Source organism: Paenibacillus enshidis (assembly GCF_042136365.1).
GTDB lineage: Bacteria > Bacillota > Bacilli > Paenibacillales > Paenibacillaceae > Paenibacillus > Paenibacillus enshidis.
In genome coordinates this window covers 342,306-365,790 of the sequence record NZ_JBHHMI010000001.1, presented here as the reverse complement: position 1 = coordinate 365,790, position 23,485 = coordinate 342,306, and the positions used below count along the sequence as shown (strand labels likewise).

The following is a 23,485-nucleotide window of genomic DNA, read 5'->3' as shown; positions in this document are numbered from 1 at the left end:
TTCGTTATGCGGAATATTACGTTGTCTGGCCGGAAGTATCCGTACGCGGCTCCTGAAGCTGGTAACCCACACCACGTACCGTCCGGATGAGTTTGTATTTTTGACCATAGTCAATTTTGACACGAAGATGCCGTATATATACATCCACTACATTAGTGTCCGCTATAAATTCATGCCTCCAAACATGCTTCAGGATTCGCTGTCTGCTGCAGGCCTGATTGACGTGCAGCGCAAGATACCACAGGAGGTCGAACTCCTTCGCTGTCAGCCCGATTTGCTCTTCTCCCCGCTGGACTATCCTCACTTCCCTGTCAATCGTCAAATCCGCCACCTTGATCCGGCTGTTCGTTTGAACGGCACCGCGGAAAATAAAAAGCAAATTTTTGATACGGGCTAGCAGCACCTTTTCCGGCACTTCTGCAGCTACAACGTCATGCGCCCCCCGGTCAAAGCATTCAACCATCTTATCGGCATCCTCGGAATCTGTAATCATGATGACCGGAATCCGCCTCTTTTCATCATGGATGCCGAGCAGCAGCCGGTCCGTCTCCAAAGAAGGAAGCTCCGCGTCGAGCAGCAGCAGTCCGAATTCCAGGTTTTCCACACGATCAGCAGCTTCCAGCGCGCTGTGCAGATGGATTACATCATACCCCGCCTTCCGCAAACCTTCCCCCACACATTCCCGGCTCTCTCCGCCAACGAGCAATATACATTCTTCCATGCGTCACCTGATTTCTGCCGCCCTGAGCAGCCTGGTGATATCTGTGATCCTGTTCATAGTTTGGGAAATTCGCAAGGAATACATGTATCAGGACAAAGAGGGAATTAAAATATTTTATCCAAAATAACGATGATACAACACACGGGCTTCCGCTATATCACTCGTGCCGTGAATCAGCGTACGGCCATCTTCAAAAATGACCATTCGCTGTTTGCCCGCAGCAAAGGAAACCAGAAAAGGATTGCTCTCCACCAGACCGTCCCCGGTGGCGGCAAGACGGGCGGCTGTCGCTTCCAGATCGAGCTTGGTGCGACGGGCAGGTCGGATCTGCACCGTGTCCCTGCCGCACAGCACATCCGCCTTTTGCCGATTAGCGGCCAGCAGATACGGATACACCCTGTTCTTTCCGCAGGAAGGACAATCCTCCTTTTTGGCGCCGGCCACGGAGATCGATACGGTTTCATTGCGCCACACATCAAAGGACAACAGCTTGCCCCGCAGTGCCTCCTTGTGGCCGCTTAACAGCTTGAAGGCTTCCGCCGTCTGATGGGCGGTCACCATCTGCACAGCCTGGGGAAGAATGCCGGCCGTGTCGCAGGTATCTCCTCCACCCGGAATCGTGCCCAGCAGACAGTTCAGGCACGGCGTTTCTCCGGGAATAATGGTGAAGGTAATCCCGTAGCTGCCCACACAGCCGCCGTATATCCACGGCACGCCGAGCTTTTGCGCCACATCGTTAATGATCAGTCTTGTGTCAAAATTATCGGTTGCATCCATGATAATATCCACATCTGCAGCCAGCTCTTCCAACGCTTCACCATCAATATCAAGCACATAGGCATGGATGAGGCATTCGGAATTAATCTCTTCCAGACGGCGCTTGGCCGCGATCGCTTTGGGTGTTCGCTGTACCGCATCCGACTCGGCAAAAAGCTGCTGCCGCTGCAGATTGCTCCACTCGACATAATCGCGGTCAGCGATCGTGATCGTGCCGATGCCTGAGCGGACGAGCGTTTCGGCTATGCCTGTACCGAGTGCTCCCGCCCCGATAATGAGCGCATGGGAAGCACGCAGCTTGCGCTGCCCCTCCCGGCCGAACGGCGCAAAGCGCTCCTGGCGCGAGTAGCGGTCAACCGCTGCCTTGGCGGCTCCTTCAGCTGAATCTGCCGGAACCGCTGTCTTGCGTTCAGTCATTATGATGTAACCATCCCTTCTGTGGGGCTGCTTGCCGCAGCATATCGTTTAACGGGAATCATGCCCGCCTTGAACGCTTGTCTGCCCGCTTTTACCGCGAGCTTCATCGCCTCCGCCATGGCGACTGGGTCCCCCGCGCCGGACACCGCCGTATTCAGCAGTACCCCGTCCGCACCCAGTTCCATCGCGCGCGCCGCATCGGCAGGTGAACGGATGCCGGCGTCCACAATGACAGGAACCGAAGCCTGTTCTATAATGAGCTCCAAGGTGTAAGGATTGAGGATGCCCCGGCCCGACCCGATAGGGGAAGCCCCCGGCATGACGGCGTGAACGCCGAGCTGCTCCAGTCTTTTGGCCAGGATGACATCGTCGGAAATGTAAGGCAGCACGATAAAGCCTTCGGCAAGCAGCATTTCACAGGCTTTTAAAGTCTCAAACGGATCGGGAAGCAGCGTTCTGTCATCCCCGATCACTTCAACCTTTATCATATCACATAAACCGGACGCCTTGGCCAGTTGGGCGATACGGACAGCTTCTTCGGCGGTAGCCGCCCCGGCCGTATTGGGAAGCAGGATGAAGCTGGACAGATCCAGCATATCCAGGAAGTTCCCCTGCCCCTTCTCCTCCAGGTTCAAACGCCGTACGGCAAAGGTAAGGATCTGGCTTTCCGATGCCTGAACAGCTTTCATTTGCGTTTCAAGATCCGGAAACTTCCCTGTCCCCAGCAGCAGTCTTGATTTAAAGGCTTTATCTCCAATATGCAGCATATTATCCGCCCCCCACAAAATGTACAATTTCAAGATGATCCCCGTTCTTCAAATCGGTTACGCTGTGAATATCCTTGGTCAATATGCGCCGGTTCAACTCGACGACAACCGTTTTGACCTGCAGGTCCAATGCATTGAGCAACTGGTCCACATTGTGAATTTCTGTTTCAAAAGTCATTTCCTGGCCGTTAATAACAAGCCTCATCACTTATCCCCCTTGACTGCTGGTGCAGGCTGTCTTTTCATTCTTGCCGGTGACAAGGCCGTCAAATTAAGTTGCTCCACTGTATTGCCTGCCAGCATCTTCGCTATCGCTTCCCCTGTAGCCGCACTCAGTAATATTCCGTTGCGGTAATGTCCACAAGCAGCGTATAAGCCGGCAGCATCAGGTACGGGGCCTATAATGGGAAAGCCATCTTCCGTTTGCGGCCTTAATCCCGACCACGCTCTCAGAAAAGACGACTCCCCGATGTCCGGCAGCCAGGCTGAGGCGCGCTCCAAAAGCTGGCGCAGCCCGCCTGCGGATACATCCGCTCCCCATTCATGCGGTCTGCTGGTAGCCCCAATCCACAGCTCCCCTTCCGGCTTTGGCACCAGATACACATCCTCGGCGTAAATGGTATACTCCAGTGCACGTACTGGCATGGTAACGGCAGCGATCTCTCCCTTGACAGGATACATCTCCGTATGGATGCCGAAATGGTTAAGCAGCTTGCCCGCTTCAATTCCCCCTGCGATCACAACATTTGGACAAGCAATATATCCCCTGCTCATTTTTACACCACGCACCATACCGTCCACGATCCGGATGTCCTCTGCGATTGTATTTGTCAGCAGTTCCGCCCCGTGCTTTTCCGCGCCTGCCACCAATGCCTGTACAAGTCGCTGCGGGAGCAGCTGCGTTTCCCGCTCGCGGAACAAGCCTCCGAGCACCTGTCCTGTCAGGCCAGGAATCCTTCTGGCTATCTCTGCGGCTTCCCACCATTCTGCGGCTGATCCATCCTTGTTCCCTGCCATGCCCGACAAGCGTTCAACTTCCTCCACTGTCCGGGCAGGGAGAACGAAGCCTGTGCTGGTATAACCTGTTACCAGTCCTGCCAGGCCTTCAAGCTCCCGCACCAGCTCCCCGAACAGATTGCGGCTGCGCAGGGCAAATGCGGCCAACTGAGGGTGGGCAAAGGCCTCACATTCTGCCGCCAGCATTCCGGCCGCCGCTCGTGTGGTCCCTTGTGCAGGGACCGATTTTTCGATCAGAATCGTTTTGAAGCCTCTTTTCGCCAGCTGATAAGCGATGGAACTGCCGATCGCTCCCGCGCCGATCACCGTACAGTCTGCCGAATAGCTCATATCTTTTCCTCCTCACATTCTCCTGTATTCCTTTGCCGCTTCGGCCGGATCATCCGCCTTCCAGATGCCTGACATCACAGCGATTCCTGATGCACCTGCCCGCCTGATGCCCCGCACATGCCGAGGCTGGATGCCGCCAAGCGCGATAACCGGAATGGAGACTGCACAGCATAGCTCCTCCAGACTGCTCAGCCCCCGCGGTGGCAGCCCAGGCTTGGAGGCGGAATCGTAAATATGACCGTACAGCACATAATCAGCCCCCGCCTGCTCCGCAACCTGCGCTTCCTGCAGCGAGTGTACGGATGCCCCGCAGCGCAGCTCCGGGAACGTCCGCTTCACAAGCTGCAGCGGCAGGCTGTTTGAGGTGAGCTGCACCGTCCCTGCACCGAACAGAAGTGCTGCGTCTACACGGTCATTGACCGCGAGCTTGGCTGGCGAGCAGCAGCCGCGCTCCGACACCGTAAACATAAATTCGTACAGCTCCGCTGCGCTCAGATGTTTCTCCCTGATGTGCAGCACGTCAATATCCGGTTCGATCAGCCGCAAGATGTCTGCCGTGCGTTCAGCGCTTTGGCAGCCGTCCGTAATAAGATGAAGCTCCATTGCTTTTGCCTCCATGGACCGTTATTCGGGAACGCCAAGAAGCCGCTTCCCGGTCAGGAAGCGGCTGAATTTACAGGTTCACCGAATTTACATGGAACTGCCTCCCTGCTCATAAGCAAGGCCGCATTTGATTCCCGTTCGGCTAATGTCCACTTCCCTACGCTGGTATGATCCAGATCAGGTGCAAAGGGTCCGGAATGCGTTTATTCCGTCTCAGCCGCCAGCCGCGGCTCCCCCAGTGTGATACAGGCCTGTTCAATCGCCTGTATTACTATATATTTTGTTTTCCCTTTTCATGGTAGCACAATCCGTTTCACTTGCCTAGACGTACATCAGATTTCAGTACGAAAAGTCCAAAGCTGTGCTTCTCCTGCACATCAGGCTTTGGCCGACCACTCTTCGACATTCCATACTCTCGTTACCCAATCCTTATAAAAATCAGGTTCGTGGGATACGAGCAGCACCGTGCCTTTGTATTCCTTCAGCGCACGCTTCAGTTCATCCTTCGCCACCACATCCAGGTGGTTGGTCGGTTCGTCAAACAGCACCCAGTTGCTTTCACGCATCAGCAGCTTGCAGAGGCGAACCTTGGCCTGCTCTCCCCCGCTTAAGGCGGACAGCGGACGGGTAATGTGATCATTTTTCAGTCCGCAGCGGGCAAGATGGGCACGAACCTCATGCTGGTTCAAATGCGGATACTCGTTCCACACATCGTCAAGCGGTGTGATCCGCTCAGGGCGCACCTCCTGCTCGAAATAAGCGGGATAAAGAAAGTCTCCGGTATAGATTTTTCCGCTCAGCGGAGGGATTTTCCCGAGAATCGTTTTGAGCAGCGTCGATTTACCGACACCGTTATAACCGACGATGGCAATCTTCTCGCCCCGTTCAATCGTAATGGACATTTTCGGCAGCAGGGGATGGCTGTAGCCGATCTCAAAGTCAATGCCTTCAAAGACCGTTTTGCCGCTGGCCCGCGCTTCCTTGAACTGGAACGTCGGTTTGGCCGCTTCTTCCGGCTTGTCGATCCGATCAATCTTATCAAGCTGCTTTTCACGGCTCTTGGCCCGTCCGGAAGTGGAGGCACGCGCCTTGTTGCGCTGGATGAAGTCCTCCTGCTTCTTGATATACTCCTGCTGCTTTTCATAAGCATCGATATGCTGCGTCTTCTGAATGTCAGCCATTTCAAGGAACTTCTCATAGTTGGCGGTATAGCGGTTCAGCTTGCCAAACTCCAGATGATAAATGACGTTGACGACCTGATTCATAAACTCAGTATCATGGGAAATCAGCATAAAAGCATAAGGGTAGTCCTTCAAATAACGTGTAAGCCATTCGATATGCTCAACGTCCAGGTAGTTCGTCGGCTCGTCCAGCAGCAGCACATTCGGCTTCTCCAGCAACAGCTTGGCAAGAAGCACCTTCGTGCGCTGCCCCCCGCTTAAAGAAGCTACATCGCGGTCCAGTCCGATGGCAGCAAGTCCAAGCCCGTTGGCCATTTCCTCCACTTTCACATCAATCAGATAAAAATCGCCGATCTCCAGCTGCTCCTGGATTTCCCCCATCTGCTCCAGTAGCACCTCAAGCTCCTCCGGTGTGGCTTCGGCCATACTATCCGTAATCACATTCAGTTCCTGTTCAAGCTCAAGCAGGGGGAGAAATGCATCCTTGAGCACATCCCGCACGGTCTTGCCCGGAGTCAGCTTCGTGTGCTGGTCCAGATAACCGTAACGGACCTTCGGTGTCCACTCGACTTTGCCGTTGTCACGCAGCTGCTGGCCTGTCAAAATATTCATCAGCGTCGATTTGCCGACACCGTTGGCCCCTACCAGACCGACGTGCTCTCCCGGCAGCAGGCGGAACGATACATTTCTGAATAATGTTCTGTCCCCGAAATTGTGGGAAACTTCTTCAACTGTTAATAAACTCATTTCCGTTAACTGGCTCCTTATTTTTCATTAAACTTCAATATGACTTCAGGTTTGCTTTCAAAGCCTTATTGTAGCACAAGAGGCAGCCTTACCGGAACTGCCCGCCATAACGAAAATGAAATTATATACCTGCACGACACGGACTCACTGTCTCCGGAGGGAAGCAAACAACGGCTTTTTCCGCCTCGGTCCAGGCAGAGCATCCTTGAACAAGGCTTGCAAAACCGTATCCATTTCTTCACATGGCTCAAAGGGGTCCAGATGGAGAGGCAGCGTATACACCTTTCCTGTACCCAGATCTTTTCCAAGCCTGCGGACTGCTTCGCTCGTTGCCAAAGGAAGGCAGAAGCTCCACTTCTGCTGCGGATACCTGGCCAGAGCACTCGCAAACATCACTGTATCCGGCAGCCTCCACTCCGCCCCGGACCCGACAATCAGCGGATAATCGGCCCGCAAAAATTCCTCCAGCCTTTCATGATTCCCACCACTGCCCAGGTCAAAAACAATAAAATCAAAACCTCCGCTCAAGAGAGGAATGATGTCTTCCGGCGACATTTGACGGCAGTACTGCACCCCCTCAAAGGAAAAGCGCTTCGTCCCCTCCGCCCGCGCGCGTTCTTCCCCCTCCAGCAGCGTTTGTATTCTGGAAAAGGACTGTGATCGTCCATTCAGTTCGGCTACAGCCACCCTGCCGCCCTGCCGCGAAAGATAATGGCTGATGGCAATGGCCGTATGTGTAACCCCGCAGCCCGGGGATACCCCGAGCAGTGCAATCACCCGGGTGCCGGAATATTTCGCCTCCACCGCTGGTACCGGCCTGTCAGCGGGCGGCACGGACAACAGCCTTAACTCATGTATAACCTCCCTGGCGGTCTGGTATCTTTCCCCTGGATCGATCTTTAGCAGCCTGCGAATCACTCTGGCCAAATCACGCGGCAGCCCTGAGCGGATGACTTCCTCTACGCCAGGTGTCCATTCGCTTTGTCTTCCGTCTGTACATAAATACAGCATAAGCGCACCAAGACCATACAGATCGGAGCGCGCATCGGTTTGCCCTCCTCCATACTGCTCGGGTGCCGCAAAACCGACCGTGCCCAGCTTGACGGTGTCCTGGCTGCTGCCGGTACTGTAATTCCGCGCCGTACCAAAGTCGATCAGCTTCAGCTCAAGTCCCGGAGTGATCATAATGTTGGACGGCTTCAGATCGCGGTAGATGATGGACGGCTTGTGACTGTGCAGATAATCGAGCACATCAAGCAGTTGCAGGGCAAACGATACGACTTTTCCGCCTTCCACGATCCCACCGTTGTTCTGCATGTAAGCTTCAAGCGTCATACCTCCGATATAATCCATGACAAGATATACGTTGCCTTCGTTGCTGAAATCGAAAAAATCAACGATCCGCGGCAGCCGCGGATGATTAAGCGCGCTCAGCAGCTCCGCTTCCGCTCTCCACGCCCCCATCAGCTCCCTGTCGGCGACCGTCTCTTTAACTGCCCATATTTTGCCCGTCAGCTTCAGGTCCTCTGCCATATAAACCCGGCTCATGCCACCTCTGCCGATCAGCCGGCATATGCGGTATCTTCCGCCCAATACATAACCGGGCTCATGCTGCCGCTGTTGCTTCATCACTGCTCTTCCCTCCTTGAAAAACAAAAAAGGAAAGCCATCACCGTAAATGACCTCAACACAAGAGATCTCTTTACAGGATGCTTTCCCTGCTTATCAAACGATTTGATTTACACAATTTGGATTAATTATAGTGTATCCTGAGCATTTCTGCAATGCTATTTTTAAGTATATTTAATCATATAAAGTGTTATTTCATCACGGTTATGGAACAGCTGCTTTGCATGCTGCACCTGCATTCCCGCCTGCTCGAAGGAGGAGATGACATCCTGAATGAGCGCGAGCGGCTTTTTGTGCATCAGCTTCACCGTCACGATGGCCGTGCCCCCGCTCGCGAGGCTGTATAACAGTCCCGTAACGAGCTTTGCCATCTGCTTCGGACTCCAGCTCATATCACATACCAGCACATCAAACTCGCTGTCCCGAAACTTGACCTCCCCCGCATTTTTACGGAGAAACGTGAGACGTGGGGATTGCAGAACGGACGGGTCCATGCGCGCCGGGTCCACTGCCGTAACCTCTAACCCCCGTTCCAGCAGGAACGAAGTCCAGCCTCCCGGAGCCGCTCCGATGTCCAGAGCTTTCCTGAATGCCGTAAAATCAATCCCGAAGGCCGCTTCCGCCTCCAGCAGCTTGAATTTGGCGCGTGACACCTGGCCCTCTTCCTTCTGGAAGCGCACAGCCCCTCCATTCCAGTCGGACAGGTTGTCATCAGGTCTGGAAATGCCTGCATACCAGAATTGTTGGCCGGCAAAAACGGACAGGACGTAATCCGCTCCGCGCACGGCAAAATCGAGCGGCGCTTCCGCCAGCTTGTCCGTGATGGCCTGCTTCAACGCTCCCGTGCTGTCCTCCCATTGGCTGTCCGTGCTTTTGCGGACCTGCACGGACAGAATCTGCCCTTGCAGCTCGCTCCGGTTCATGACGAAGGCCGCCAACCGGGTCAGCACCGTATCCAGGCTGCCGCTCTCCTCCTGAAACTGGACGGGAAACAGATGGCGCAGAAACATCGGTGCCTGCGCCTGAATTCTCTCAACTACAGCCGTGGTCTCCTCTGAAAGCGTTACGAGCAGTACCTCGCCTGGAATCAGCACCGTCGATTTGACCGAGCCAAACAACCGCCGCAGCTCTTCCTGGGCATATGGCGCAAAGCCGTGATTGGCCGTACATATAAAGCGCGACGCCACGCCTGACTTTTCCTCATTTTCCTGCATATCTTTATCCATTGAATTCAAAATTACGTTAACCTCCAGCACATACCTTGATCCACGGGCGCTCATCATCCCACTGCAGCTCGACCGGAATCTCATACGTATGCATTATCGTTTCTTTCGCGTAATATGCTCCATTTTAATCACCGGCTTACTCCCCTTATCTGTTCCAGTAAATTTTGCACGGATTCCATCTTGTATATTATTTTCGGCCTGGGGCTCTCGCCATTGAACAACAACAGTGCAGGCACGCTGGATATCCGGTATTCCTGAACCAGATCAGGTATGGTGTTAATGTTGCTTTGCACGATCATATCCTCCGGCAGCATATGGCCGACAATCTCAAGCATCTTTCTGGCTACGGCACAGGTGCCGCACATCGGCGTATACACAAATACAGCAAGCCTGCAGCCTTCCCAAATATCCCTGCGCAGCTCCTGCTGATTGCGCTCCTTCATCGCTGTTCCTTCTTTTCAAGCTGGCTCAGCAGCTCCGGAGGAACCGGATGATTAAACAGCTGCACACCCTCCGGCAGGCTGCCGTACAGCATTTCATACATCTGCCTTCTGCCTGAAAGACTGGACGAGTGAAGGTAGATCTGCTCCGGAAATAATCCCTCTCTGACGATCGCCGCAGCTACCTCCAGCCCTGTCGGCTCACCTGGCCCCAGGTCATAGTCCAGCGAAAGGATTTCAACCTTGTATTCCTGAAGCAGCAGCAGGCACTCCTCCGCATTGCGGGCCAGCGTAAAGCCCTGCGGACAGCGCCGGTAATCATCCATGTATAAATTCATTCTGCATCTCCTTCCGGCTTTATTTCATCTGCTTGCTTCTGCCCATTCCCGCACTTTGCGAATATCTGCCCGGTGTGTTCCGTCCGATCCCGGCTCAGTCTCCATTATCAACGGAATATGCTGAAAAGGCCGCTGCCCCAGCAGCCAGCGAAAGCCCAACTCGCCAATATATCCGGTTCCGACTCTGGTATGACGGTCTTTTCTTTGCCCGCCCGGATAACGTGAATCATTCAGATGAACCGCGCAGAGAGCGTCCCAGTATCCAAGCTGTACCCCCTTGTCCAGCAGGATTTCATCCATGCCCCCATTCCAGAGTCCCGCAGCAAATGCATGGCAGGTATCCAGGCAAAAACCGACTCGTTCAGGAAATTTACTCAAGCTCCGGATCTGCACCATTTCCTCCAGCGTCGTTCCCATCGAGCCATGATCGCCGGCCTGGTTTTCAAGCAGAATTTTGGCTTTTCCTGTCCAGCGGTCCAATACGGCATCCAGGCAACCGATAATATTTTTATACCCCTCCAGAGGATCGCTGCTGCGCAGATGGCCAAAATGAACCACAATCCCCACGGAGCCGCACGCTTCTGCAATCTCCAGGTCATTCAGCAGCGAAGCCACCATGAGCGCATACGCTGCCTCTCCCCGGGAGGTGCCCGCCGCAGGATTGACCGGATATGGCGAATGGGCAATGGATATTAAATGATGGTCCGCACAGTAGTCCCTGCAGGCCTCTGCATCGGAAGCATCCGGCATCTTCAAAGCCAGGCTGCGCGGGTTTTTCGGAAAATACTGAAAGGACAGCGCCCCGGCTTCCCTTGCCCGTTGCGCCGCCTTGTAAAAGCCTCCGCGCGTGCTGACATGCGCGCCCAGATACCAATCAGGCTTCATGCTGGCAATCCGGGCAGTAAAAGACCTTGCGTCCGGCCTGCTCCAGCCTGCGAATCGTTCCCCCACACCGTGGACAGGCCTCGCCTTCACGGTCATACACCTGGCATCTTTCATCAAAGCCGCCCGTCTTGGTATCCCCTGCAAACAGCGGCATCTCCATATAACCGCCATACATATAAGCCTCCCTAAGCACGGACCGGGCCGCTTCATACAGCTTTCCGACCTGCTCTGCGGACGCAGCAATATTTTGCATTTTCGAGGCCGGTGCAAGCCCTGCCGCGAAGGCGATTTCATCGGCATAACAATTGCCGATGCCGGCTATGACATGCTGGTTGATCAGGGTGCTTTTCAGCGAGCTGCGTCTTCCTTTCAGCAAAGCGGAAAAGCTTTCCAAGGTCATACGGGGGTCCAGCGGCTCGGGGCCCAGGTCCGCCAAAGCTTCATTGGTCTCCTTGGCATTGAGCAGATGCAGGAATCCCAGTCTGAGCCCGATGAACAGCAGCCTTTGTCCGTCAAATTCTATTTCAACCTGGGTTGAGCGACCGATGGACTCGCCGGGAGCGGCCAGATACATCATGCCTCCCAGCATCAGGTGCAGCAGCAGCCGCTTGCCTGTGTTCAAATGAAAAATCAGATGCTTGCCGCGCCGCTCAATGTACACAATCGAGCTGCCGAGCAATTGCGAGCGAAAGTCCGCCGCCTCCAGATTGATTGATTTTTCCCGATTGACCGTGATTCCGGTCATCGGCTTATCCAGTATGCGTCCGGATAATAGTACCCGGTAATTCTCCATTTCAGGAAGTTCCGGCATGTGTTATCTACCCTTTCTAGGCTGTATATTTTTGTCTCTTCAACAGATCGTCATTTTCCCGGCGACAGACAGTCGCCCCAAAGCTCATTCAGCCTGCTGCATACATAATCAGGCCGGATTCCGGCTGTCTGAATGTGCTGTTCCATATTGGAGGAAGTTGTCACCCCGGTCATCACAAGTGCTGTCCTGCAGCCTGCGGCTGCGCCGGCAGCAATATCCGTAAGCATATTATCCCCGATTACGACAGCTTGCTCCGCCTTGATGCCCAACCGGTTAAGCGCGTAATCCATCAGGATGCCGGACGGCTTGCCGATGACAACAGGCCTGGTCTGCGAAGCAGCTTCTATGGCCGCCCCGATCGTTCCCGCCCCCGGGATGAGCCCTTCATGCGTTGGAAGCTGAACATCCGGATTGGTTATGATAAAAGCCGCGCCCTGCATAATCCATTGCATGGCGGCGGACAGCTTGGCATATGTAAAATGGCGGTCTATTCCCTGTATCACATAATCCGGCTGCTCCTCAACCAGTTGCAGGCCTGCGCTAACAAGCGCCTGCTGCAGCCCTTCTTCTCCAACACAGTACACCTTGGCTCCAGGACGTTTCCGGGATACATACTGTGCAGCCGCCTGCGCGGAGGTGCAGATTTCTTCTCCCGCTGTCTTGATTCCCATCCCGCTCAGCATATCCGCGATCGCCTCTGGCGTGCGTGAAGAATTGTTCGTCACGAATAGAAAAGGAATTTGCCGGTCACGGCACATACGGATAAATTGATCCGCTCCTTCGATCATACGATTGCCATGAACCATTGTTCCGTCAAGATCAATCAGTAGCGCTGTCAAACTGCCTTCCTCCCTGCCAAAGCCCTAATTCATTTCATTAAATATTCAGGGCATAAGTCATTTACCTGCAATGCTTCGGCCTCACCTATCTATCTTAAGGAAATCAGTGCCGTACGTCCAATAATTTCCCTTGTATTTTAGAAGCAAGGTTAATGAGATTGTCAAAAAATTGTTATGTAAACCCTTCTTCAAGCCTGATCTGCGTCGAAAACTATCGACAGCTGTTTTTTTAAGGAAACTTTTTCGCTGTACCTTTGTCAGTTTCTGCGCTTTCCCGGAAAATAATCAGCCACTCCTGGGCAGCTTTTCGAAAATAAAAGGTACCGAAATAGCTCCGGCACCTTTTTCTTGGAGACCATACAAGCTTAGCTTCAGGCTCTGCAAGGCACCTGGAACAACATATGCTCTTCCGCCAGCATGCTGTTTGGAAAGACCGACTTTGCCTCGTCCAGCAGTTCCTGCAGTTGCTCCATATCCTTGTATCTTGAGCTGAAGTGAGTCATGATCAGCCCGCCCGCGGCGGCAGCCTTGGCCGTCTCTGCTGCCTGCAGCGCAGTGCTGTGATGGTATTCATGGGCTGTTTCCGCCAGCTCATGAAGAAATGTAGCTTCATGGATCACCAGGTTCGCCCCTTTGGACAACAGCAACGCATTCTGGCAAGGACGGGTATCCCCCAAAACGGTAACGATGCGGCCCTTCTTCGGAATTCCGAGCACCTCCTGCGGCTGCACCACACGGCCATCCTCCAGTTCAACCGGCTCCCCCCGCTTAAGCTTGCCATACAAGGGGCCAGGGCGGATACCGTATTTCGCCATCGCCTCTGCGTCCAGCTTGCCCGGTTTATCCTTCTCAGTCACCCGGTAGCCATAGCTATCGATCCGGTGCTCCAGCAGTGCGGCCTCCACCATGAACTGCTCATCCTCAAAAATCAGTCCCCCGTTGTGCTCAACAACGTCCAGCTCATAATTGATGCGCGACTGGCTAAGCTCCAGAGACATCTCGATATATCGCTTCAGCCCGGCTGGTCCGTATACGGCCAGCGGAGATGTTCCCCCCTGGTACGCCCTGCTGGATAACAATCCGGGCAATCCGAACAGATGGTCTCCGTGAAGATGTGTTATGAATATTTTCTCAAGCTTGCTCAGCTTCAGGGGCGATCGCAGAACCTGCTGCTGTGTTCCTTCTCCGCAGTCAAACAGCCACATCGTTCTACGCTCCTCCAGCAGCCGCAGCGCTAGTGAAGTCACATTGCGCTGGAGCGTCGGAACGCCGGCGTTTGTGCCCAAAAAATAAATGTCCATACTTATCCAACCTTCTTCCTGCTAGGCAGCAAAAAACCTCCGAAGCCCGGAGGATTCTGCTGCCAACCTCTTCTGCTTCTATACGCGCGCACAAACCGGGAAGAGGCAGCACTCCTCCTGTTATACCGCAGACCGCCTAGGCTTTATCCACATTAAAATATTGAGCCTGCGGATGGGCGAAGACCATGGCAGAAACAGAAGCTTCTGGCTCCATCATGTACCCCTCCGTCAAGGCAACCCCGATATCCTCCGGCTTCATAAGGTGGAAAAGCGGCTCCTGATCCTCAAGATCCGGACAAGCCGGGTAGCCGAATGAGACACGGATCCCCTGATATCTTGCCCCAAGCCGCTGTTTCATCGTCATATCCGGCGGATCAGGGAAGCCCCAGTTGTCCCTCATCATATGATGAATCCGTTCGGCAAGCCCTTCGGCCACCTCAAGGGCAACCGCCTGCAGTGCATGTGAGCGCAAATAATCCCCTTGATCCTTCCAAGCCGTGGACAGCTCACGGATTCCATGGCCGGCTGTAACGACCAGAAAACCGACATAATCCATTGTACCTGAACTTAACGGTTTAAGGAAATCGGCCAGACACAGGTAAGGCTCGACTTGCTGCCGCGGGAAGGAGAAGCGGTGCAGCACCTTGCCGACATCAGCAGGATCATAGATCAAAATATCATTGCCCTCCGATTGGGCCGGGAAGAAGCGGTACATCGCATGTGCCTGCATGATCGAATCCTGTACAGCGCTTTTCAAAATCCCGTCCACCGTCTCCTTCAGACTGACCGCTTTGGGGTCGCCTGCCGCCAGCAGTTGCTCCACATTGCCCTTCAGACCCAGATGGTGTCCAAGCAGCATTTGCATATTCACATAAGGCAAAATGTGGCCAATCGGGTAATTGCGGAGCACATGGCGCTCAAGATCAGGCGGAATATAGACAGGCACATCTGTCGAGATATTGGAGCGTTCGACGCGGCTCAGTTGGGGCAGAGACTTCGGCTCGGCGGCTGTTTCCGTTTCTTTTTCATTCTCCGCCTCTTCCACCATCAATCGGCGCGTGTCGGGATTCATTAATTTATTGGCCAGGTCCAGACCGTCCATGGCATCCTTGGCATACAAGACAAGACCGTTGTATTCCGGCCTGATCCGGTTTTTAGTAAATTTGCGGGTTAACGCCGCTCCGCCAACCATGATTGGAGCATCAATGCCCGCCGTCTTCAAATCCTGGGCGGTCACGACCATCTGCTGCGCGGATTTCACCAGCAGGCCGGAGAGACCAATGGCATCCGCCTTTTCCTCACGGTAAGCTTCAATAATCCGTTCCGGTGGTACTTTTATACCCAGATTAATGATACGGTAACCGTTATTGGAGAGAATGATTTCAACCAGGTTCTTTCCGATATCGTGAACGTCCCCTTTAACGGTGGCGAGAATAATTTTACCCTTTACCGAGGTCTCAGTCTTCTCCATAAATTGCTCAAGATGCGCCACCGAAGTCTTCATCACTTCAGCGCTTTGCAGAACTTCAGCAACAATCAGCTCATTATTGTTAAACAGCCGCCCAACCTCTTCCATGCCGGCCATCAGCGGACCATTGATGATTTTCAGCGGCGCATATTTCGTTAAAGCCTCATCCAGATCCGGAACAAGCCCCTCTTTGCTGCCTTCCACCACATAAGCAGCCAGCCGTTCTTCGAGCGTCAGATTCGAGATCTGCTGCTTCTTTTCTATCTTTTTGTCCCGGAAAGCCGCCACGAACAGCGCCAGCGTCTCATCATTCGTATTGTAAATGAGGTCCTCCGCCAGCTTTCGCTCATGTGCAGGGATGGAGGCATAACGTTCCAGCTTCTCCGTATTGACGATCGCATAGTCCAGCCCGGCTTTGGTGCATTCATAGAGAAACACGGAATTAAGCACCTCGCGGCCTGCTTCTGGCAAGCCGAAGGATACGTTGCTGATGCCGAGAATCGTGTGCACACCCGGAAGCGCCTCTTTAATGAGACGGATTCCTTCAATGGTCTCCTCGGCCGAGCCGATATACTGCTCATCTCCCGTTCCGACCGGGAACACAAGCGTATCGAAGATCAGGTCTTCAGGGGAGAGGCCGTATTTATGCACCAACAGATCGTAAGACCGTTTGGCTACCTCCAGCTTATCCTCCCTTTTAATGGCTTGCCCCCGCTCATCAATCGTTCCGACCACGACAGCCGCTCCATATTTATGAATCAAGGGCACGACCTGTTCAAATTTTTCTTCCCCATCCTCAAGGTTAATGGAGTTAATAATCCCTTTCCCTTGTGTGTATTGCAGCGACAAATCAACAACAGACGGGTCCGTCGTATCGATCATTAAAGGAACTTTCACCTTGTTGACAACGAGCTTCAGAAAAGCTTCCATATCGGACGTCTCATCACGGTCAGGGTCCTGGAGGCACACATCCACAATATGTGCTCCGTTCTTCACCTGCGCACGGGCAATCTCCGACGCTTCCTCGTATTTGCCTTCAACGATAAGCCGTTTAAATTTGCGTGAGCCGAGGACGTTCGTCCGTTCCCCTACCATATAAGGGCGGTTGTCCTGCTCGATGTAGACCGTTTCAATGCCCGTAATCGCTGGCGGATGCTGCCCGTGCAGAGGTCGTGGCGGGTATTTTGCCATTTCCTCGGCCATGGCCCGAATATGCGCGGGCGTGGTACCGCAGCAGCCTCCGGCTATATTGAGCCAGCCCTTTTCCGCAAAGCCCCCCATCTTTCTCGCCAGCGACTCCGGAGACTCATGATACTGGCCGTTTTCATCCGGGAGGCCTGCGTTTGGATAACAGCTGACCGCAGATGACGACATGGCCGCCAGAGAGCGGATATGGTCCCTCATGAATTCCGGGCCTGTCGCACAGTTCAATCCGACGGAAATGGGACGCAGATGCTCCAGTGATATATAGAAAGACTCGATATTTTGACCGGCAAGCGTTGTGCCCATAGGCTCAATCGTGCCGGAAATCATCAAAGGCAGTTCGATGCCGCTTTTTGCATATGCCTGCCGGATTCCTATGCTGCCTGCTTTCACATTCAATGTATCCTGTGACGTTTCAAGCAGCAGCAGGTCTACTCCACCCTCGATGAGGGCTATGGCTTGCTCCTCATAGCTGTCAACAAGCTCGGCAAAAGTTACACCGCCTGTAACGGACAGCGTTTTCGTTGTTGGTCCCATGGCCCCGACCACAAACCGGGGTTTGCCCGGTGTCTGGAAGGCATCCGCCGCCGCGCGGGCCAGATGGGCTGCAGCGAGATTGATCTCACGGGCTTTATCTGCAATGTCATATTCGGCAAGGACAACCGAAGTAGCGCCGAACGTATTGGTTTCAATCAGATCCGCCCCGGCCTCCAGGTATAACTCATGGATCCGTTGAATGACGTCCGGTCTCGTCAGCACGAGCATTTCATTACAGCCTTCAAGCTCCTCGCCCCCAAAATCCGCCGCAGTCAAATCCTCCTGCTGTATCATCGTGCCCATGGCACCGTCGAGAATAAGTATCCGCTGCTGTATTGCAAGCTGCAAACTTTCTTTCATTGCCCTTGTTCCTCCTCGCAAAACGTTAAATCTTAGTTTAGCAGAAACGCTTCTACTTGAATACACACAACTGTCGAAATATAGAATCTATAGTATTCAACAAAACTGAACAATTCTATAACCGGAAGAAAAAAATTGCCCCCTTATAGTGGACAAAAAAATTAACATCGACACGTGACCTGATATTCGTTATAATTCATAATTAATATAATAATTCCAAGTGGAAAAGAGGGATAAGATGGCTGCGATCGTAATCCGCAACACCAATGAACGCTTCAGCGACGAAGCTGCTGTACAGGAGTTCCTGGCCAAGCAGGAAGTACTGTACGAGAAATGGGACGCAAACAAGCTCCCTGACGAGCTTAAAGAGAACTTTACTTTAACAGATGAACAAAAAGCCCGGGTTATCAGCACCTTTGACAGCGAAATCAAAGACCTGGCCGCCCGCCGTGGCTATAAAATCTGGGATGTCATCACATTGTCCGAAGCGACTCCGAACCTTGAAGAGCTGCTGGCCAAATTTGAAAATATCCACACCCATACGGAAGACGAAATTCGGGCCATTGTAAGCGGTAAAGGGATTTTTATCATTAAAAGCGCTGACGGCGGCTACTTTAATGTGGAATTGTCGCCTGGCGATGTCATTTCCGTACCGGAAAACACCCCGCACTTTTTCACTTTGATGGAAAATCAGAAGATCGTGGCTGTCCGTCTCTTTATCGAAGAAAACGGATGGGTGGCACACAACTATGATGATCCGACTTTCGTTAAAGCTTGAGAAAAACGTCTATCGATGCAAACCACTTATAAACAACCCTGTTGCTGCCCGTCCCGGCCGATAACGGGGTTGTTTTGTTAGGTAGCGGGTACGACAAAACCGCCCGACGCACCTTTCCCGTCCGGACGGTCTATGATCAAGATATTGAGTTAATTACATTCTCCAACTCCGCAAGATGCCTGATTTCAAAATCCGGCTGAATGTTCTCCGTATTGGTCTTGCTGTTCCGGTTCACCCAGACTGCATGAACCCCCGCTGCGAGCGCACCTTTAATGTCCGTCGTCAGCTTGTCGCCAACCATGACCGCCAGCTGCGATTCAATGCCGAGCAATCCCAGAGCATGTCCAAAAATGGACGGATCCGGCTTGCCTTTGCCAAACGTACCCGAAATGACGATATGATCAAAATAAGGAATCAGCCGCGGCACTCCGTCCAGCTTCTCCTGCTGCAGCGAAGGAGATCCGTTCGTCAGCAGCAATAGCTTATATCTGCCCTTGAGGTCATCAAGCACCTGGAAGGTTTCTTCATATACATATGGCCGAGCTCTCCGTTCGGTCCCGAACTGTTCGGCAAGTCTGCCAGCCAGCCCGTCATCGGATACCCCAACTTGTTCGAGTCCTCTTCTCCAGGATTCCTTGCGGTATACGGGCGCCAACTGTTCCAGCTGCCGGAATTCGGGCTGATCTCCGCCAGTAAAAGTTGCCCACAAGCCTTCAAAAGGATTAATGCCTATCATTTTCGTAAAAGGGAAGGTCTCATAGGATTCATAAAGTAATCTGGCCTCTGCCCTTACCGCATCTTCCAGCTTGACCGGATCCACCCCGGTTGCCTCGGAGGCCGTCTGACATACGGCTGCAAACGCTTCTTCAACACTGCGCTCATCCCACAACAGTGTATCATCCAGATCAAACATTACCGCTTGAATCGTCATCCTGCTAGTCCCACTCCTTCATTTAATTCACCCGATGGCTGTTAAAGCCTGTTCCGTGTGTACGATTATGACTCGGACCCTTCCGATTGAAACGCGATTTGGTTGGAAGCTGCAAATTTCTCGAGCCGTTCTGCGATGGCACCGGTATCATACCGGCCCAGCGTTTTGTTAAAAATCCAGTTGCCACCTTTGCCCTGCTTTTCAACGATAACATATCCGGATTGAACCTTGATCCCCTTGATCTGATCCGCTGGCATGGAACGCTCTCTGCCGCCTTTTAACGTATACAGAGCGTTTTTGCCAACCCGCAGGTACGGACGGCGAAGAAAAAATACAACTGCAAGCAGTATATAGAGTCCGAATACAAGCCAATCCATGCCCCTCATGCCTATCTGTGTCCAGAACATGGTCAAGACCAGATACAGGACAGACAGGCCCATCAGCATGATCGGGACTGTCAAATTGCGCCCATAATATGTATCGCCGGCATTGCCTGTGCTGCTGCCGATCGGTTGTCCCCCCTGCTTTCTGCGCTGTTTGTTCACTTTCTCCATGTTTTTGCGAATTTTTCTTTCAAATGAACCAGCCATATGCACATTTCCTTCCTCTAAATAGTGACGGCGCATCTGCACGGGCCGCCGACAAGCGGACCGGACCATAACACCGGCTGTATATCGCTATATAATGTAATTAATGCTTTAGTCCTTTGTCTTGGTCCGGCTCGTCATCCACAAATTCGATGGATTCCAGCTGCTGGCGGAAATTTTTGCGGATGTTGCCCAGATAAATTTCGCGAAGCTCGGCTCTTTCCTTTATTTCGGCTTCAGTCAGGCCCTCTCCTTTTGCTTTGCGCGCGAGCTCATTGATGCGCGCTACCAAGCTGTCAATATCCAATTTTTGTCCCCTCCAAATAAGCAAAGATACTATACACTTTGACACGTTAAAAAGAGCTTGTCAAGGTTCCCCTGCAAGCTCCGCAACAGGCTTGTTCTCAAAATTCTGGCAGGTGCAGCACATCCCCCGCCCTGATTCCGGAGCTCTTAAGCCCGTTGATCCGAATAATTCCTTCCATATAAACTCTTGTATCCATATGGTCGGGTTTGTGTTCCTGTGCGATTGCCCACAACGTATCCCCTGAAAGTACGACTACCTTCTCCCCGGATGCATGCAAACCGGACGAACCTGCAAATACTGTAAACAGGCCGGCAAAAGAAATCCAGAGCACGATTACGACAACGATTAAACGAAGCAGGCCGACCAGTGAGTTTTCCTTCTGCGCGGCGGTTCTCACGTCCGTGTGTCCGCCCTGTACCGTGGCCGTATGATATATGCTTTGATAGGAGCTGTATTTTAACATGTCAACAACCTCCAAACATGTGTTCTTGTTTATCTCGAAACCAATATAACACGAACACATGTTTTGCACAAGTGCGAATTAGAACGCATGTTCCCTTTTATTTTCTTTCTGATTTCATCTGTAAAACCGCATCTGTTCAAGCACGGTTTGCGGCTGCGGAGCCTGCTGAACAATAACTTTTCATCAGCAAAAATTTGTTTGCCGACTTTCAGAACTTATGTTTGTACGAACGACAGTTCTATGCTATAATTTTCCCAAACGTTACTTAAATGGGGTTGATGGGATATGTCTAAGATTTCCAGTAGACAGCAGGCAATTTTGGAATTCATACGTAATGAGGTTCGCTTAAAGGGATACCCTCCCTCTGTAAGAGAGATCGGGGAGGCGGTCGGACTCGCCTCCAGCTCTACTGTCCATGGACATCTGGACAGGCTTGAGAAGAAAGGGCTAATCCGCCGGGATCCCACCAAGCCGCGGGCAATCGAGCTGCTCGGCCAGGAGGATTCGGATCAGACACATATGTTCAGCTATACGGTAACCCGGGTCCCGGTGGTCGGCAAGGTAACCGCAGGCATTCCGATCACGGCCACAGAGAATATCGAGGATTATTTTCCACTGCCTCAGCAATTTGTCGGCGATGACAAGATATTTATGCTGTCTGTTGTAGGAGACAGTATGATCGAAGCAGGCATCAGTAATGGAGACTTTGTTATTGTAAGACAGCAGCAAACAGCTAATAACGGAGATATTGTTGTGGCGATGACGGAAGAGGACGAAGCGACCGTGAAGACCTTCTACAAAGAGAAAGATCATGTCCGGCTTCAACCCGAGAACCCGAAATATGAACCGCTGCGCTTGACCAAAGTCAGCATACTGGGCAAGGTAGTCGGTTTGTTCAGAGATTTCCACTAAATCAGCTTAGACCGAACACACCCCTGCATTTTGTGCTATCTTGCATAAAATGCAGGGGTGTTCCTGTTCCATCCGAAGTTCATGTGATGAATGATTCTGTTTCTGTGCTAATGCTGAGGAATGTCTGCCGTCAGGCAATTGTCCAATCAAGCACGGCTAAATGGCATATGTTATATCAACATATCCGAAAGGAGTTGTCAGAATGACTTATTATCCGGCAGCAGCGCCTATCGTCTGCCCTCCGATTCGAATCATCAATGATCGCTACTATCCAACGGTCGTTCCGGTAGTTCACCCCATTGAAGTGATCAACAAATGCCATCCGGTTCCTATACCGCATCATATGTACCCTGTAATCGTGAAAAACGACCCAAGCTGCTACATCTGCTCTGTAGGCAAAAAAAGAAGAGGCCGCTAAACAGCCCCCCCTTATCCAAATGTGACTATTTACAACCAAAAGCCTTGGAGTGTCCAAGGCTTTTCCGTCCGAACTTCATTTGCACGTTATATTTCCATCGTCCAAATAAATAAAGCCCTCAGCGCTGATGCGCCAAGGACTCTCCCCCTTAGTAAAGGGACAAATACTGATCCCTCTCCCATTGGTGAACCTGTGTGCGGTACATATCCCATTCGATTTCCTTGAGCTCATAGAAGTAGGCAAGAGCGTGGTCGCCAAGCGCGTCAGCAATGACTTCGCTGCGCAGCAGTTCGCCAAGCGCCTCTTTCAGATCAGCCGGCAGGCTGGCGATTCCTTCTTCCACCAGTTCCTCTTCTGTCATGACATAAATGTTACGGTCAATTGGAGCAGGCAGTGAAAGCTCGCGTTTGATGCCGTCCAGACCTGCTTTAAGCATAACGGCCAGCGCAAGATAAGGATTCGCGGCAGGGTCCGGATTGCGGACTTCGACGCGGGTGCTCAAACCGCGCGAAGCCGGTATACGGATCATCGGACTGCGGTTGCTTGCAGACCAGGCCACGTAAGACGGAGCTTCATAACCAGGCACAAGACGTTTGTACGAATTCACGGTCGGGTTCGTAATCGCCGCCATCGCGCGGGCATGCTTCAAAATACCGGCCATGTAATGGCGGGCTGTCCAGCTCAGGCCGAGCTGGTCATTTTCATCATAAAAAGCGTTCTCGTCGCCCTGGAACAACGATTGGTGGCAGTGCATGCCGGAACCGTTCACACCAAACAGCGGCTTCGGCATGAACGTTGCATGCAGGCCATGCTGTCTAGCGATCGTTTTCACTACGAGCTTGAACGTTTGAATCTGGTCGGCCGCTTTAATCGCATCGGCATATTTGAAGTCAATCTCATGCTGTCCCGGCGCCACCTCGTGGTGGGAGGCTTCGATCTCAAAGCCCATCTCCTCCAAGGTCAGTACGATTTCACGTCGGCAGTTTTCACCCAGATCTGTAGGGGCAAGATCAAAGTAGCCGCCTCTATCATTCAGCTCTTCGGTCGGATTACCTTTTTCATCGGTTTTGAACAGGAAAAATTCCGGCTCAGGTCCCACGTTCATGGACGAAAAGCCCATTTGCTCCGCTTCCTTCAGCACTCTCTTCAGAATGCCACGCGGGTCGCCAGCGAAAGGAGTGCCGTCAGGCATGTAAACGTCACAAATCAGACGCGCCACGCGATCCTGGGTAACCCAAGGGAAAATGACCCAGGTATCCAGATCAGGGTATAGATACATATCGGATTCTTCGATACGCACATAACCTTCGATCGAAGAGCCGTCAAACATCATTTTGTTATCCAGTGCTTTCACAAGCTGGCTCACCGGAATTTCCACGTTCTTGATCGTGCCGAGCAAATCCGTAAACTGCAGGCGGATAAAGCGTACATTCTCTTCCTGCGCAATGCGGAGAATGTCTTCTTTTGTATAACTCAATGTAACCTCTCCTTT

The 23,485-nt window shown here is 52.6% G+C and carries 24 protein-coding genes and 1 riboswitch; of the genes, 3 read left to right on the top strand and 21 right to left on the bottom strand.

Translation table 11 applies throughout. The features are described 5' to 3' along the window. Positions 1-16 precede the first annotated feature (16 nt). From ACE41H_RS01550 to metH, 16 genes are all read right to left on the bottom strand, one after another. The gene (locus ACE41H_RS01550) at positions 17-721 is read right to left on the bottom strand and encodes a response regulator transcription factor (RefSeq protein ID WP_375352817.1); all 705 of its coding nucleotides are present in this window, start codon (positions 719-721) and stop codon (positions 17-19) included. 114 nt (positions 722-835) lie between these two features. Beyond that, positions 836-1,915: a ThiF family adenylyltransferase gene (locus ACE41H_RS01545; RefSeq protein ID WP_375352816.1), complete on the bottom strand. Its 1,080-nt coding sequence runs from the start codon at positions 1,913-1,915 to the stop codon at positions 836-838. Next, a complete protein-coding gene (locus tag ACE41H_RS01540) occupies positions 1,915-2,682 on the bottom strand; it encodes a thiazole synthase (protein WP_375352814.1) in 768 nt (255 codons plus the stop codon). The genes ACE41H_RS01545 and ACE41H_RS01540 overlap by 1 nt, the downstream gene beginning before the upstream one ends. A 1-nt stretch (position 2,683) precedes the next feature. Further along, positions 2,684-2,887, bottom strand: a complete 204-nt coding sequence (gene thiS, locus ACE41H_RS01535) for a sulfur carrier protein ThiS (RefSeq protein ID WP_375352813.1) — start codon at positions 2,885-2,887, stop codon at positions 2,684-2,686. Continuing rightward, a complete protein-coding gene (thiO, locus tag ACE41H_RS01530; protein ID WP_375352811.1) occupies positions 2,887-4,029 on the bottom strand; it encodes a glycine oxidase ThiO in 1,143 nt (380 codons plus the stop codon). The genes thiS and thiO overlap by 1 nt, the downstream gene beginning before the upstream one ends. A 12-nt stretch (positions 4,030-4,041) precedes the next feature. Further along, a complete protein-coding gene (locus ACE41H_RS01525) occupies positions 4,042-4,632 on the bottom strand; it encodes a thiamine phosphate synthase (protein WP_375352809.1) in 591 nt (196 codons plus the stop codon). A gap of 137 nt (positions 4,633-4,769) precedes the next feature. Beyond that, positions 4,770-4,879, bottom strand: a riboswitch (TPP riboswitch). Positions 4,880-5,009: 130 nt separating this feature from the next. Next, positions 5,010-6,560, bottom strand: coding sequence for an ABC-F family ATP-binding cassette domain-containing protein (locus tag ACE41H_RS01520; RefSeq protein ID WP_375352808.1), 1,551 nt, complete (start codon positions 6,558-6,560; stop codon positions 5,010-5,012). A 144-nt stretch (positions 6,561-6,704) separates the two neighbouring features. After that, positions 6,705-8,189, bottom strand: coding sequence for a protein kinase domain-containing protein (locus ACE41H_RS01515; protein WP_375353150.1), 1,485 nt, complete (start codon positions 8,187-8,189; stop codon positions 6,705-6,707). Positions 8,190-8,353: 164 nt separating this feature from the next. Further along, complete coding sequence (locus ACE41H_RS01510) at positions 8,354-9,415, bottom strand: 23S rRNA (cytidine(2498)-2'-O)-methyltransferase RlmM (RefSeq protein ID WP_375353149.1); 1,062 nt, start codon at positions 9,413-9,415, stop codon at positions 8,354-8,356. A gap of 128 nt (positions 9,416-9,543) precedes the next feature. Further along, entirely contained in the window at positions 9,544-9,858 is a 315-nt protein-coding gene (locus ACE41H_RS01505; protein ID WP_375352807.1) for a thioredoxin family protein, read from the bottom strand. Then, the gene (locus ACE41H_RS01500) at positions 9,855-10,193 is read right to left on the bottom strand and encodes a cyclic-phosphate processing receiver domain-containing protein (protein WP_375352806.1); all 339 of its coding nucleotides are present in this window, start codon (positions 10,191-10,193) and stop codon (positions 9,855-9,857) included. The genes ACE41H_RS01505 and ACE41H_RS01500 overlap by 4 nt, the downstream gene beginning before the upstream one ends. 24 nt (positions 10,194-10,217) lie before the next feature. Next, positions 10,218-11,174 (bottom strand): deoxyribonuclease IV, encoded by a 957-nt coding sequence (locus tag ACE41H_RS01495; RefSeq protein WP_511055444.1) that lies wholly within the window; start codon positions 11,172-11,174, stop codon positions 10,218-10,220. Further along, on the bottom strand, positions 11,068-11,889 hold the full coding sequence (locus tag ACE41H_RS01490) for an Fpg/Nei family DNA glycosylase (protein ID WP_375352804.1): 822 nt from the start codon (positions 11,887-11,889) through the stop codon (positions 11,068-11,070). Before ACE41H_RS01490 ends, ACE41H_RS01495 begins: the two co-directional genes overlap by 107 nt. 50 nt (positions 11,890-11,939) lie before the next feature. After that, a complete protein-coding gene (nucF, locus tag ACE41H_RS01485; protein WP_375352803.1) occupies positions 11,940-12,728 on the bottom strand; it encodes a 5' nucleotidase NucF in 789 nt (262 codons plus the stop codon). 371 nt (positions 12,729-13,099) lie between these two features. Next, positions 13,100-14,029, bottom strand: a complete 930-nt coding sequence (rnz, locus tag ACE41H_RS01480) for a ribonuclease Z (protein WP_375352801.1) — start codon at positions 14,027-14,029, stop codon at positions 13,100-13,102. Positions 14,030-14,165: 136 nt separating this feature from the next. After that, positions 14,166-17,597: a methionine synthase gene (gene metH / locus ACE41H_RS01475; protein ID WP_375352800.1), complete on the bottom strand. Its 3,432-nt coding sequence runs from the start codon at positions 17,595-17,597 to the stop codon at positions 14,166-14,168. 238 nt (positions 17,598-17,835) lie between these two features. On the opposite strand from metH, the gene mtnD reads away from it, so the two are divergent. After that, on the top strand, positions 17,836-18,375 hold the full coding sequence (mtnD, locus tag ACE41H_RS01470) for an acireductone dioxygenase (protein ID WP_375352798.1): 540 nt from the start codon (positions 17,836-17,838) through the stop codon (positions 18,373-18,375). 136 nt (positions 18,376-18,511) lie between these two features. Here mtnD and ACE41H_RS01465 read toward each other — a convergent pair whose 3' ends face one another. The 4 genes from ACE41H_RS01465 to ACE41H_RS01450 all read right to left on the bottom strand — a co-directional run bounded on the left by ACE41H_RS01465 (position 18,512) and on the right by ACE41H_RS01450 (position 20,663). Further along, positions 18,512-19,306 (bottom strand): HAD family hydrolase, encoded by a 795-nt coding sequence (locus ACE41H_RS01465; protein ID WP_375352797.1) that lies wholly within the window; start codon positions 19,304-19,306, stop codon positions 18,512-18,514. A gap of 65 nt (positions 19,307-19,371) precedes the next feature. Next, positions 19,372-19,896, bottom strand: coding sequence for a hypothetical protein (locus ACE41H_RS01460; protein ID WP_375352796.1), 525 nt, complete (start codon positions 19,894-19,896; stop codon positions 19,372-19,374). A gap of 100 nt (positions 19,897-19,996) precedes the next feature. Continuing rightward, entirely contained in the window at positions 19,997-20,200 is a 204-nt protein-coding gene (locus ACE41H_RS01455) for a DUF896 domain-containing protein (RefSeq protein ID WP_375352794.1), read from the bottom strand. Between the two features lie 97 nt (positions 20,201-20,297). After that, positions 20,298-20,663: a LysM peptidoglycan-binding domain-containing protein gene (locus ACE41H_RS01450; protein WP_375352792.1), complete on the bottom strand. Its 366-nt coding sequence runs from the start codon at positions 20,661-20,663 to the stop codon at positions 20,298-20,300. Between the two features lie 285 nt (positions 20,664-20,948). On the opposite strand from ACE41H_RS01450, the gene lexA reads away from it, so the two are divergent. Together lexA and ACE41H_RS01440 are read left to right on the top strand one after the other, a co-directional pair. After that, complete coding sequence (gene lexA, locus ACE41H_RS01445; protein WP_375352790.1) at positions 20,949-21,575, top strand: transcriptional repressor LexA; 627 nt, start codon at positions 20,949-20,951, stop codon at positions 21,573-21,575. A gap of 202 nt (positions 21,576-21,777) precedes the next feature. Then, positions 21,778-21,993, top strand: coding sequence for a hypothetical protein (locus ACE41H_RS01440; RefSeq protein ID WP_375352788.1), 216 nt, complete (start codon positions 21,778-21,780; stop codon positions 21,991-21,993). Between the two features lie 148 nt (positions 21,994-22,141). On the opposite strand, the gene glnA is transcribed toward ACE41H_RS01440, so the two are convergent. After that, complete coding sequence (gene glnA, locus ACE41H_RS01435; RefSeq protein WP_375352786.1) at positions 22,142-23,470, bottom strand: type I glutamate--ammonia ligase; 1,329 nt, start codon at positions 23,468-23,470, stop codon at positions 22,142-22,144. Positions 23,471-23,485 lie beyond the last annotated feature (15 nt).